Annotated in this window: 3 protein-coding genes; all 3 read left to right on the forward strand. The window is 73.0% G+C overall.

The features are described 5' to 3' along the window. Window positions 1-390: 390 nt before the first annotated feature. A complete protein-coding gene (locus LJ221_RS19050) occupies window positions 391-6,780 on the forward strand; it encodes a protein kinase (protein ID WP_241717941.1) in 6,390 nt (2,129 codons plus the stop codon). 90 nt (window positions 6,781-6,870) lie between these two features. Next, window positions 6,871-9,882, forward strand: coding sequence for a DEAD/DEAH box helicase (locus LJ221_RS19055; RefSeq protein WP_241717942.1), 3,012 nt, complete (start codon window positions 6,871-6,873; stop codon window positions 9,880-9,882). Then, a complete protein-coding gene (locus tag LJ221_RS19060; protein ID WP_241717943.1) occupies window positions 9,882-14,045 on the forward strand; it encodes an Eco57I restriction-modification methylase domain-containing protein in 4,164 nt (1,387 codons plus the stop codon). Before LJ221_RS19055 ends, LJ221_RS19060 begins: the two co-directional genes overlap by 1 nt. Window positions 14,046-14,362 lie beyond the last annotated feature (317 nt).

Genomic DNA, 14,362 nt, shown 5'->3' on the forward strand with positions numbered 1-14,362 from the left:
GGGCAGCGGGGGCGTGGTGCGCAGCCCGGCCCTGCGCGCCGAGGCGGTCCGCACCGTCGCGGGCCGGGCCGCGGGGCTGGGCTTCGGCGTGCGGAACGACCGACGAGCCGCGTCCGGAAACAGCGCGGCGCCGCGCGTCGGACAGACACCCCGGTGTAACGGAGCGGACACATCAACCCATCGCGCCATCCCCTTGTCAATACAGTGCGCGGAAGGTCGCGGCGCCGGAACGGACACCGGCGCCCCCGCCCCCCGCCGAGAACACCGGGGAACTGATCGCGCGTTGACTTAGTCAACAACATCATGCGATCCTCCTCGGCGGAACGAGGGGGATACGCTCCCTCGCGGGGTGCGACCCAGCGTGTACGACGGGTGAGGCGGGGAGGGCCAGTGGGCCTGGAGACGGTCGGCGGGCGGTTCCGGATCACGGGGGCCGTGGGGCGCGGGAACATGGGCGAGGTGCACCGGGCCGAGGACCTTCAGGCCGCCCCCGGCTCCCCGCGCCGCCAGGTCGCGGTCAAGACAGTGCTGCGCGGCCGGACCGGGATCGCGGTCGGCGCCTCCGGCTCCGGCAAGGAGATCGACCGCTTCCGCCGCGAGGTGCGCATCATGCGCATGCTCTCCCAGGGCCACCCCAACCTCACCCTGCTGATCGACGGCGGCGTGGACCGCGGCGTGGACGGGGAGCCGGGCGGCGGCGGCCTGCCCTATCTGGCGATGGAGCTGCTGGACGGCCATCCGCTGGCGGACCTGATCGACGAGGAACCCCAGCTCCCCGTCTCCTGGGCCGCCGCGATCGGGGCGCAGATCGCCGCCGGGCTGACCGCCGCGCACACCGCCGGGGTCGTCCACCGCGACCTGAAGCCGGCCAATGTGATGCTGACCGGCGACGGCACCGTCAAGATCCTCGACTTCGGCATGGGCTCCGTCGTCGACGACCCCGACCAGACGCGGCTGACCAGTACGGGCGTCAGCGTCGGCACGGCCCGCTACATGGCGCCCGAGCAGTTCCGCGCCGAGCGCGTCTCGGCCCCGGCCGACCTGTACGCGCTGGGCTGCGTCCTGTACGAGCTGCTGATCGGCCGGCCGCCGTTCTCCGCCCGGACCGCCTTCGAGCTCTCCCGGCAGCATCTGCACGAGCTGCCGCCGCGCCTGACCCTGGTGCGCCCGGACCTGCCGGCCGGGCTGGTCCGGCTGGTGGACCGCCTGCTGGAGAAGGACGCCGAGCTGCGGCCGGAGAACGCCGACGCGGTCCGGGAGACGCTGGTCCCGCTCGCGCTCGCCCCGGATCCCACGGCCGGCCTGCCCGCCCCGCACTGGCGGGCCATGGACCCGGTCACCGGGCTGCGTGCCCTGCTGCCCGAGCCCGCCCCGGCCGCGCCGGCGCCCGCGCCGCGCAGGCGGCCCCGGCTGCCCGAGACGATGGACGTCTTCGGCATCCACGCCGATCTGATCGCCGAGTACGAGAACTTCACCAGGAGCGCGACGGTGATCCGGGACGCCCGGATCGAGGGCTTCGTCGAGGAGGATCTGGCGGAGAAGTCGCAGTGGCCCGACCCGTGGCTGTCGCTGAACCCGTTCTTCGCCGACGGCGGCCAGGTCACCGACCTGGTGCGCGACGGGGTGCTGCATCCCAGGTGCGCGGAGATCTTCCAGGCCGGCAAGCGGAAGGACTCGCCCCGCCCGGACGGCCGTCCGCTGACCTTCCACCTCCACCAGCGGCAGGCGATCGAGGCCGCGCACGCGGGCGACTCCTACGTCCTGACCACCGGCACCGGCTCGGGCAAGTCGCTGGCGTACATCGTCCCGATCGTGGACCGGGTGCTGAGGGAGCGCGAGGCGGCGGGGCCCAGGGCGGGCGGCCGGGTGCGCGCGATCGTGGTCTACCCGATGAACGCGCTGGCCAACTCCCAGCTGGGGGAGCTGGAGAAGTACCTGCGCCACGGTTTCGGCAAGGGCCGCGAGCCGGTCACCTTCGCCCGCTACACCGGCCAGGAGTCCGAGGAGGACCGCCGCGAGCTGCGCCGCGACCCCCCGGACATCCTGCTGACCAACTACGTGATGCTGGAGCTGATGCTGACCCGGCCGGACGACCGCTCCAGCCTGATCCGCATGGCCGAGGGCCTGCGGTTCCTGGTCTTCGACGAGCTGCACACCTACCGGGGCCGGCAGGGCGCGGACGTGGCGTTCCTGATCCGCCGGGTGCGCGAGGCGTGCCGGGCCTCGGCCTCGCTGCAGTGCGTCGGCACCTCCGCGACCATGTCGACCGAAGGCTCCTGGCAGGAGCAGCGGCGCGAGGTGGCGAAGGTCGCCGGACGGCTGTTCGGCACGGTGGTGCCGCCGGAGCGGGTCATCGGCGAGACGCTGGTGCGGGCCACCCGCGAGGCCCCCGAGTCCGTGCCCGCCGAGCGGCTGCGGGTGCCGGCCGCGCCCCGCTCCTACCAGGCGCTGACGGAGGATCCGCTGGCCCGCTGGGTGGAGTCGCGCTTCGGTCTGGAGACCGAGGAGGGCACGGGACGGCTGCGCCGCCGCGCCCCGGAGACGGTCGAGCGGGCGGCCGCCGAGCTGGCCGCCGCCTCCGGGGTGGACGGGGAGAGCGTGCGCGAGGCGATCCGCACGACGCTGGAGGCGGGCGCGCAGGCCAAGCACCCGTTGACGGAACGGCCGCTGTTCGCGTTCCGGCTGCACCAGTTCCTCTCCAAGGGCGACACCGTCTACACCACGCTGGAGGACCCGCTCACCCGGCCGCTGACCCGCACCTACCAGCTGGAGCAGCCGGGCAGCGGCGGCAAGCCGCTGTTCCCGCTGTCGTTCTGCCGCGAGTGCGGCCAGGAGTACCTGACGGTGTGGCGCACCGGGGAGGGCGGCGTCTTCCGCTACGAGCCGCGCCGGGACACCTCCGCCTCCGGCGGCCGCGACGGCGAGGGCTACCTGTACCTGGGCATGCCGGGCCAGGACTACGAGTGGCCGGCCGACCCGCGGAAGGCCGTGGACGACCGGCGGCTGCCGGAGTCGTGGCTGGAGCCGGACGCGCAGGGCGTGATGGTGGTCAGGAAGTCCTACCGTCCCCGGGTGCCCAGGCGGGTCGTGGTGGACGCGTACGGCAACGAGTCCGGCGAGGGCCTGGTGGCGGCGTTCGTCCCGGCGCCGTTCCTGTTCTGCGTGCACTGCCAGGTCTCCTACGAGCAGACCCGCGGTCAGGACTTCGCCAAGCTGGCCACCCTGGCCCAGGAGGGCCGCTCCTCGGCGACCTCGCTGATCTCGGCGTCGATCGTCAAGTCCCTGCGCGCGGTACCCGAGGAGAGTCTGGACCGGGAGGCGCGCAAGCTGCTGACCTTCGTCGACAACCGGCAGGACGCCTCGCTCCAGGCCGGGCACTTCAACGACTTCGCCCAGGTGACCCAGTTACGCGGCGCGCTGTACCAGGCCGCGGTGCGCGCGGGCGAGGAGGGCCTGCGCCACGACGGTCTGGCCGAGGCCGTCACCGAGGTGATGGGCCTGGCCCCGGGCGAGTACGCCTCCGGCACGCGCCTGCCGCCGTCCCTGGAGCGCCGGGCCGCGAAGGTCTTCCGGGACGTCGTCGGCTACCGCCTCTACCGCGACCTGGAGCGCGGCTGGCGCATCACCATGCCGAACCTGGAGCAGACGGGCCTGCTGCGCATCGACTACGAGGACCTGGCCTGGATCGCCGCCGACCCCGACTCCTGGAAGTCGGCCCACGCGGTGCTGCGCGGCGCCGACCCGGCGCTGCGCGAGGAGGTCGCCCGCACCCTGCTCGACCACATGCGGCGCGCCCTCGCCATCGACGTGCGGTACTTCCGCGACGACTTCGACACCTTGCAGCGGGCGAGCGAGGAGCGCCTGACCGGCCCGTGGGTGCTGGGCGAGAGCGACCGCCCGGCGGTCGGCACCGCCTACCCGTACGCCTCGCGGCCGGGCATGGAGCGCTCGGCGCTGTTCCTGTCCGCGCGCGGCAAGTTCGGCCGGTATCTGCGGCGGAACATGCCCGAACTGCGCGAGACGCCCCTGGACGACGTCCAGACCGTCATCGCGGACCTGCTGGAGGTGCTGCGGGAGGCGGACCTGGCGCGCGAGGTGGAGACGGCCCCCGAGCGCTCCGGCCCGGCCTACCGCCGCCGGGCGGCGGACAAGCGCACCGGCTACCGGGTGTCGGCCTCGGCGCTCATCTGGCGGGCCGGCGGCGGTGAGCGGGGCGCGGTCGATCCGCTGGCGCGCACCTACAGCAGCGGCGAGGGCCCGCGCGTGAACCCGTTCTTCCGCGACCTGTACCGCACCGCGGCGGCCGAGCTGGCCGGCCTGTTCGCGCGCGAGCACACCGCGCAGGTGGCCCCGGAGGACCGGCTGGAGCGCGAGCGGCGCTTCCGCGAGGCCGAACTGCCGCTGCTGTACTGCTCGCCGACGATGGAGCTGGGCGTGGACATCTCCTCGCTCAACGCGGTGATGATGCGCAACGTGCCGCCGACCCCGGCGAACTACGCGCAGCGCTCGGGCCGGGGCGGCCGCAGCGGCCGGCCGGCGCTGGTGACCACCTACTGCGCCACGGGCAACAGCCACGACCAGTACTACTTCCGCCGCTCCCAGGACATGGTGGCCGGGCAGGTGGCCCCGCCGCGCCTGGACCTGGCCAACGAGGACCTGGTCCGCTCCCATCTGCAGGGCATCTGGCTGGCGGAGACGGGCATGAAGCTGGGCACCGCGATCCCCGACGTCGTGGACGTCGCCTACGACCCCGACGGCGGCGACCGCCCCGACCCCCGCATGCCGCTGCCGCTCCTGCCCGATGTCCGCGACAGGTCCCTCGACAAGGCCGCCCGCCGCCGCGCGGCCGCCACCGCCCGCGCCGTACTGGCCCCGCTGGTATCCGACTTCGAGGCCACCACCTGGTGGTACGACGAGTGGATCGAGGACCGCCTCGAGCGGGCGCCGGAGCGGTTCGACGCCTCCTTCGACCGCTGGCGGGACCTGTTCCGCGCGGCCGTGATCGACCAGTACGAGCAGAACCGGCGCGTGGTCGACCACACCCTCTCCCCCGGCGAGCAGAGCCGGGCGCGCAGCCGCCGCCGGGAGGCCGAGACTCAGACGAACCTGCTGCTGAACCGCTCGGTGGACAGCAAGTCGGTGATGAGCGACTTCAACCCCTACCGCTATCTGGCCTCCGAGGGCTTCCTGCCCGGCTACAGCTTCCCCCGGCTGCCGCTGGCCGCCTACATCCCGCGCTCGGGCAACCGCCGCAACGCCGACGGCGACTACCTCCAGCGCCCCCGCTTCCTGGCGATCCGCGAGTTCGGCCCCGGCGCGCTCATCTACCACGAGGGCGCCCGCTACCAGGTCACCCGCGTCCAGCTCCCGCCGGACGCCTCGGGCGATCTGGCCACCGCCGAGGCGCGGCGCTGCGACGGCTGCGGCTACCACCACGACGTGCGGGCCGGCTCGGACCTGTGCGCGATGTGCGGCGAGCCGCTGCGGGGCAAGCGCACCGGTCTGCTGCACCTGCACACCGTCTACACCACGCCGCGCGAGCGGATCTCCTCGGACGAGGAGGAGCGCCGCCGGGCCGGTTTCCGCCTGGAGACCTCCTACGCCTTCCAGGACCACGGCGTCCGCAGGGGCCGTCTCACCTCGCACGTCGCCGACGCCGAGGGCGCGCCCGTCCTCGATCTGGACTACGGCGACTCCGCCACCGTGCGCATCACCAACCTCGGCCGGGTGCGCGACAAGGAGGGTGAGCCGGACGGCTACTGGCTGGACCTGGGCGACGGCCGCTGGCTCAACGACCGGGCCGCCGCCGATGCCGTCGAGGGCACCGGCATGCCGGTGGTCGACGAGGACGGCAACGAGAAGCGCCGCAAGAGGCGGGTGCTGCCGTATGTGGAGGACCGCCGCAACATCCTGGTGGTCACCCTGGACGAGCCCCGGCCCGAGCCGGTGGCCCTGTCGGTGCTGTACGCGCTGGAGCGGGGCATCGAGGCGGCGTTCGAGCTGGAGGACTCGGAGCTGACGGCGGAGCTGCTGCCGCCGGAGGACGGCCCGCGCCGCCGCATGCTGTTCACCGAGGCCGCCGAGGGCGGCGCGGGTGTGCTGCGCCGCCTCCAGCACGAGAGGGACGCGCTGGCGAAGGCCGCCCGCACGGCCCTGGAGATCTGCCACTTCGACCCGGACACCGGCGAGGACCTGGGCGGCCCGGCCGACGGCGAGGAGTGCGCCCGCGGCTGCTACGCCTGCCTGCTGACCTACGGCAACCAGACGCACCACCGCAGGCTGAGCCGCCACACCGCCCGCCCGCTGCTGCTGCGGCTGGCCGGTGCCCGCACCGAGCGGGAGGACCGCGGCGAGTCGCGCAGCGAGCGGTTCCGCCGCCTCGCCCCGGCGTCCGGCGCCCCGGGCACCCCGGACATCGCGAGTGCCGCCACCGCACCCGCCTCCCCCACCCCCGCGGAGGCGGACCCGGCGGACCTGGTCGCCCGGGGCGACCTGCTGGGCTGGCTGCGTGCCAGGGGCTACCGGCTGCCGGACGAGGCCGGCGCCTTCGTCGGCGCGGCGGACGCGCGCCCGGACCTGGTCTTCCACGTGGAGGACATCCACCTGGCCGCCTTCGTCGACCTCCCCGGCCACCCGGCCGATCCCACTCGCGACGCCGGCGCCGAGGACCGCCTGGTGGAGGCCGGCTGGGAGGTGGCGCGCTTCCCCGCGGGCGCGGACACGAACGCGGACTGGGAGGCCGTCATCGACAACCACGCCTCCTACCTCCGCCTGCGCTGACCCGCCCGGCTCCGAACAGCCCGCCCCCGTAACAGCCCGGCCCACCCCCCGACTTCCCGACATGCCGACTCCCAGAAACCGAGAGACCCCATGAGCCCCACGTACACGGCCGGTTCGCTGGTCGCCGCCCGCGGCCGCGAGTGGGTGGTGCTGCCCGAGAGCGCCCCCGACATGCTGGTGCTGCGCCCGCTGGGCGGGAGCGAGGACGACGTCGCGGCCGTCTTCCCCTCCTTCGAGGAGGTGCGCCCGGCCGAGTTCGCGGCGCCGAGCCCGGACGACCTGGGCGACCAGCGCGCCGCCGGCCTGCTGCGCACGGCGCTGCGCGTCGGCTTCCGTTCGGGCGCGGGCCCGTTCCGCTCGCTGGCGTCGATCGCGGTGGAGCCGCGCGCCTACCAGCTGGTGCCGCTGCTGATGGCGCTGCGGCAGCGCACCGTGCGGCTGCTGATCTCCGACGACGTCGGCATCGGCAAGACGGTCGAGGCGGGTCTGATCGCCAAGGAGCTGCTGGCGCAGGGCGAGGCGTCCGGGCTGGCGGTGCTGTGCTCCCCGGCGCTGGCCGAGCAGTGGCAGGGCGAGCTGCGGGAGAAGTTCGGCATCGACGCCGAGCTGGTGCTGGCCTCCACCGTCTCGCGGCTGGAGCGCGGTCTGGAACTGGGCCAGTCGCTGTTCGACCGGCACCCGTTCACGATCATCTCCACGGACTTCATCAAGTCCGCCCGCCACCGCGAGGACTTCGTCCGCCACTGCCCCGACCTGGTGATCGTGGACGAGGCGCACACCTGCGTGGCCGCCGACGACGGCGCCCGGGGCGGCGCGTCCGCCGCCGGCCAGCTCCGTTACGAGCTGCTGCGCAGGGTCTCGGCCGACGCCGACCGCCACCTGCTGCTGCTGACGGCCACCCCGCACTCGGGCAAGGAGTCCGCCTTCCGCAACCTGCTGGGCCTGGTCCGTCCCGAACTGGCCACGCTGGACCTGGAGACGGCGGCCGGGCGGGCGAGGCTGGCCGGGCACTTCGTGGCCCGCAAGCGCGCGGACGTGCGCGACTACCTCACCCGTGAGGACGGCCTGGCCGACGACTCCCTGGCCGAGCGCACCGCCTTCCCCTCCGACCGCCGGACCAAGGACGAGCCCTACCGGCTCACCCCCGCCTACCGGGCGCTGCTGGACGACGCCATCGCCTACGCCCGCGACCGCGTCGAGGCCGCCGGCGAGCAGGGCCGCCGGGAGGCCCGTATCGCCTGGTGGTCGGTGATCGCGCTGCTGCGCTCGATGGTCTCCTCCCCGGCCGCCGCCGCGCAGACGCTGAAGACCCGCTCGGAGTCGGCCGCCGCCCGCACCGCGCACGAGGCGGACGTACTGGGCGCGCCGGTCGCCGCCGACTCCGCCGAGACGGACCGCCTGGAGGGCATGGACGTGGCCCCCGGCGCGGCCGAGTCCGAGGACGCCGGCGCCCGCCTGCTGGAACTGGCCGAGCGCGCCGGGCAGTTGACCGGCCCGGCCGAGGACGCCAAGCTCAAGGCCCTCACCCGGCATCTGAAGGGCCTGCTCTCCGACGGCTACCACCCCATCGTCTTCTGCCGCTACATCCCCACCGCCGAGTACCTGGCCGAGCAGCTCGACGGCAAGCTCGGCAAGAAGACGAGGATCGCCGCCGTCACCGGAACCCTCTCCCCGCAGCAGCGCGTCGAGCGCATCGAGCGGCTCGCCGCCGAGGCGGCGGAGGCGGCCGAGGCGGCGCGGTCCGGCGACGACCCGGCCGCGCGCCGGGTGCTGATCGCCACCGACTGCCTGTCCGAGGGCGTCAACCTCCAGCACCACTTCGACGCCGTCGTCCACTACGACCTGGCCTGGAACCCCACCCGCCACGACCAGCGCGAGGGCCGCGTCGACCGCTACGGCCAGCGCCGCGACCAGGTCCGCGTCATCACCATGTACGGCGAGGACAACGGCATCGACGGCAAGGTGCTGGAGGTGCTGTTCGCCAAGCACCGGCAGATAAGGAAGGACCTGGGCATCTCCGTCTCCGTCCCCGACGAGACCGCCTCCGGCGTGACCGACGCCGTGGTGGAGTGGCTGCTGCTGCACGGGCGGCGGGGCAGCCAGGAGAGCCTGTTCGAGATGGACGGCCACCAGGAGTCCTTCGAGCGCGTCGAGCGCGAGTGGAACTCGGCCGCCGAGCGGGAGAGGACCTCCCGGTCCAAGTACGCCCAGCGCGCCATCCACCCCGAGGAGGTGGCCCGCGAGGTCGCCGCCGTACGGGCCGCACTCGGCGGGGCCGGGGAGGTCCGCGAGTTCGCGCTGGAGGCGCTGCGCGACCTGGACGCCCTGGTCCGTGATCCACGCGACGGCGGCGGCGACTTCACCGCCCAGGTCGGCGGCGTCCCGGCGGGCCTGCGCGACGCGCTCGCCGCGACGCTGGGCGGCCGGCTGGTGGAGGAGGACCGCGAGATCCCCTTCCGCTCCTCCCCCGCGATCGCCCGCGGCGAGGTGGCCCTGGTGCGCACCGATCCGGCGATCGGCGCCCTCGCCTCCTACGTCCTGGACTCCGCCCTGGACACCAACGCCCCCGGTCCCCGCCCGGCCCGCCGCTGCGGCGTGGTCACCACCGACGCGGTCACCGTCCGCACCACGCTGCTGCTGGTGCGCTACCGCTTCCACCTCACCCTGCCCTCCCGCACCGGCGAGCGGCAGCTGGTGGCCGAGGACGCCCGCCTGCTGGCGTACGAGGGCCTGCCGCGGCGCGCCCGCTGGCTGGAGGACGAGGCGGCCACCGCCCTCCTGGACGCCCGCGCCACCGCCAACACTCACGAGCAGCGGGCCCGCAACCAGATCACCCGCGACCTGGAGGCCCTGCCGGAACTGGCCGCCCACCTGGCCGGGTACGGCAGGCGCCTGGCCGCCGAACTCGACGCCTCCCACCGCCGCGTGCGCAAGGCCAGCGAGGAGATCAGGCGCGGCCTGAAGGTCGTGCCCCAGGAGCCCGCCGACGTGCTGGGCGTGTACGTCTACCTGCCGCCCGCCGCCCCCGCGTCCGCACCCGCCGCCTCCCCCGCCGCCGCCTCCCCCGCCGCCGCCTCTACAGCCTCCGGAGCCGAAGCCTGATGTCCGCCGCCGCCACCCGCACCACCCTGGCCTTAACCGCCGTCACCACGGTCGGCGGACTGCTGCCCGCCGACATGCTGCTGCGCATCGCCGAGGCGCGGAACCTGCCGGGCACCCGGCCCGCCGACTACGGCCTGCCGGCCTCGGTGCCCGTGCCCGACGAGGCCGAGCGCGCCTGGGAGTACCTCAAGCCGCTGTGGCGCGAACTGCGCGCCGCCCTCCCCGCCGACCCCATAACGGGCGCGCCCGCCGCCGACCCCACCGGCCGGGCCGGCGCCGACTGGCTCTCCCAGCTCTTCCGCAAGCTGGACTTCGGCGCGCTCACCGGGATCGGCCCGGACGGCGTCGCCGCCGACTCCGACCCCGAGAAGCGCTTCCCCGTCTCCCACCGCCACGGCCCGGCCCTGGTCCACCTCATACCCTGGAACCAGGAGCCGGACAAACGCCCGGCCGCCGGGCAGATCCCGGCGCAGTCGATGCTCCAGGACTGCCTCAACCGCACCGAGGCCCACCTGTGGGCCGTCCTCACCAACGGCCGCCGCCTGCGCCTGCTGCGCGACTCCTCCTCCTTCGCCACCGCCGCCTACGTCGACTTCGACCTGGAGGCGATCTTCGACGGCGAGCTGTTCAGCGAGTTCGTGCTGCTGTACCGCGTGCTGCACGCCTCCCGTTTCGAGGTCCCCGCCGGGGCCGCGCCCTCGGGCTGCTGGCTGGAGAAGTGGCGCACGGTCGCCATCGAGTCCGGCAGCCGGGCACTGGACCACTTCCGCGACGGCGTCCAGGCCGCCCTGACCGTCCTGGGCACCGGCTTCCTGAGCCACCCGCACAACGACGGGCTCCGCGAGCGCCTGGACGTCCACGCCTTCCAGACGGCGCTGCTGCGGCTGGTCTACCGCATGGTCTTCCTCTTCGTCGCCGAGGACCGGGGAGCCCTGCTGGATCCCGGTGCGGACGAGCGGACCCGCGAGCGCTTCACCCGCTACTTCTCCACCGCCCGCCTGCGCCGCCACGCCCTGCGCCGCCTGGGCACCGCCCACGACGACCGCTACCGGGCCCTTGAGCTGCTGATCGAGGCGCTGGGCTCCGAGAAGGGCCGCCCCGAGCTGGGCCTGAAGGGCCTCGGCGGCCTGTTCGACGACGGCCCCGCCGACGAGCCGCTGCGCGGCGCGCGGCTGTCCAACCGCCACCTGTTCGAGGCCGTCAAGCACCTGGCTCGTGTACGCGACGCGGGCTCGGCCCGCTGGCGTCCCGTCGACTACCGGCGCATGGGAGCCGAGGAACTGGGCTCGGTGTACGAGGCGCTGCTGGAGCTGGTGCCCAAGCACAGCGCCGCCGACCGCACCTTCGAACTGGTCGACCGGATAGGCAACGACCGGAAGAAGACCGGCAGTTACTACACCCCGACCCCGCTCACCGAGACCCTTCTCGACTCGACGCTGAACCCGGTGATGGACGACGCCGTCAAGCGCGGCGAGCAGCGCGCGAGCGCCGGGGGCCATCCCGACCCCGCCGACACGATCGTCGGGGAACTCCTCTCCCTCACGGTCTGCGACCCCGCCTGCGGCTCGGGCCACTTCCTCGTGGCGGCGGCCCGCCGCATCGCCAAGCGCGTGGCGTCGGTACGCGAGCGCAACCCCGAGCCCACGGCCGGGTTCGTACGCCACGCCCTGCACGAGGTCGTCGCCCGCTGCGTCTACGGCGTGGACCTCAACCCGATGGCCGTGGAACTGGCCAAGGTGTCGCTGTGGCTGGAGGCGATGGAGCCGGGCAGGCCCCTCAGCTTCCTGGACGCGCACATCAAGCACGGAAACGGCCTGATCGGCACGACCCCGGCCCTGATGCGGGACGGCATCCCGGACAAGGCGTTCAAGAAGGCCGAGGGCGACGACGACGGCTGGGCGCGGCAGTTGCTCAGCCGCAACGCGCTGGAGCGCGAGGGGCAGGGCGGTCTGTTCGAGATCGAGACGGAGACGAAGGTCTCCAACGCCTCCTTCGCCCGCGGACTGCGCCGCATCACCGCGTCCCCGGTCGACGATCTCACCGACGTCCGCCGCCAGGAGGCCGCCTACCGCGACTGGTCGGCCTCCGACGAGTACCAGCACGCCCTGCACCTGGCAAACGCCTGGTGCGCGGCGTTCGTCTGGTTCAAGCGCGAGGACGCGCCGCCGGCCATCACGCACAAGGTGTTCCGGGGCCTGGAGGACCCCGAGGGCGGCTCGGCGCCGCAGTCCACCCACGACGAGATCGTGCGCCTGCGCGACCAGTACGCCTTCTTCCACTGGCATCTGGAGTTCCCCGACATCTTCACGGTTCCGGAGAACGACGACGCCTCGACGGCCGCGGGCGCGGTCGATCCGGCAACGGGATGGGCCGGTGGGTTCTCCTGCGTGGTGGGCAATCCACCGTGGGACAAGATCGACTTCGAGGACAAGAAGTACTTCAGCGTGGTCGCCCCCGAGATCGCCGAGATCCCCGGCGCGGCCCGCCGCACCCGCATCGCCGAGTGGGAGCGGGAGAACCCGGAAGCCGGGAAGCGGTACCGGGAAGCGCGACGGGCGGTGAAGGGCACGTTCCACTTCGCGGGGGACTCGGGGGCGTTCCCGCTGTGTGCGAAGGGGCTCACGGTCAAGGGCGTCAACTCCCTCCAGACGGACACACTGTTCGCCGAGCGCATGGCGAGCGTGGTCGCACCCGAAGGGCGGTCCGGCCTGATCCTGCCCACGGCGATCGCGACGGGGGCGGGCTCTCAGCACTTGTTCGCGGACTTCACCCGGCGAGGGGCTCTGGCCTCGCTCTATGACTTCGAAAACCGCCGTCCGAAGTCGCCCGCGCTACCCAAAGGAGGCAAGTGGTTCGAGAGCGTGCACTCCAGCTACAAATTCTGCCTGCTCTCCCTCACCGGCCGGGCCACGCATGCGGACACCAGCCGCATCGGCTTCTTCCTCTCCGATGTCACGGACCTGGAGGACCCAAACCGGGTGTTCGCCCTGGACCCCGAGGACCTGGCCCGCATCAACCCGAACACGGGTACTCTCCCGGTCTTCCGCACACAACGGGACGCGGACATCACGGCCGGGGTGTACCGGCGCGTTCCGGTGCTGTGGAACGAGAGGCGGCGGGACGGCAACCCGTGGGGGGTTTCCTTCAAGCGGCTCTTCGATATGACCGACGACTCCGATCTCTTCCGCAGCCATGAACGGCTGGAGGCCGAGGGGTGGGAGCTGCGCGGCAACATCTTCGAGCGCGGCGGGGAGCGGATGCTGCCGCTGTACGAAGGCAAGATGGCCCATCTCTTCGACCACCGCTGGAACTCGTACACCGGCACCGGTAACGAAGACCGTCGTCGCATCAGTGTCTCGGAAAAGGCGGACCCTGCGACATACGCCGATCCTCGGTACTGGATCCTCGAAAATGGCCCTGTCCCCACAGTTCGCCGGGGCAAGGAGGTCGAGGAGCGCGGCGTCAACGAACGCCTCGCCGAAGTGCGTTGGACGTACGACTGGCTGCTGGGATGGCGCGATGTATGCCGTGCGACGGATGAACGCACCGCCATCCCGGCCTTCCTCCCGCGTACGGCCGTCGGCCACACCTTCCCCCTGATGCTGCCCCGCGTCGCACCCCCGCTGATCGCAGCCTTGATCGCCACCCAATCCTCGCTGGTCTTCGACTTCGTAAGCCGCCAGAAGATCAGCGACGCCCACATGAAGCTCTTCATCTGGAAGCAGCTTCCTGTTCCCACACCCACCACTCTTGAGCCCCACCTGCCCATCCTCCTCCCCCGTGTCCTTGAACTCGTCTACACCGCCTACGACATGGCCCCACTCGCCCGCGACCTGGGCGATGAGGGCGAGCCGTTCCGGTGGGACGAGGAACGCCGCGCCCGGTTGCGTGCCGAGCTGGACGCGTACTTCTTCCACCTCTATGGGATCTCCCGTGAGGACACCGACTACATCCTGGAATCCTTCCAGACAGAGTCGGGCGGCCTGAAGAACAACGAGATTGCCGAGCTCGGCGAGTACCGCACCAAGCGGCTGGTCCTTGCCGAGTACGACCGGATGGCTGTCGCCGGGCTGACGCTGGAGAACCCGCTTACCGAGGGCGAGTCCGGCACGTGCCGCTCCACCCTCACTCCGCCACCCGGCCAGGGACCCCGACACGGTTGATCCGCCGTCCCTTGGGTGGCCGCAGACGCGGCCACCCAGAAACGGCTGGACCTCACGCAAGGAACGGCATCACGTGGTACGCAGAAGCCAGAGCAGCAATCCGCGCTCACCCGTCGTCCTGACTTCAGGCGCGGGCTGGGTTGCCCGTGCGGCGTCCCAGCGGCGCGGCAGCGGAGCCGAGTCCCCCATGCCCAGGGCTTGGTCAAGTTCCGGAGTCGTGCGGCTGGGTCGGGCTGTGACCGGTTGGGGTGCATAGCAGAGCAGGCACGGGCTTCGTGATCATTGGGGTGTCGAAGCTCAACGATCATGAGGTGGCC

The sequence above is a fragment of the Streptomyces sp. CNQ085 genome, from assembly GCF_022614595.1.
Classification (GTDB): Bacteria; Actinomycetota; Actinomycetes; order Streptomycetales; family Streptomycetaceae; genus Streptomyces.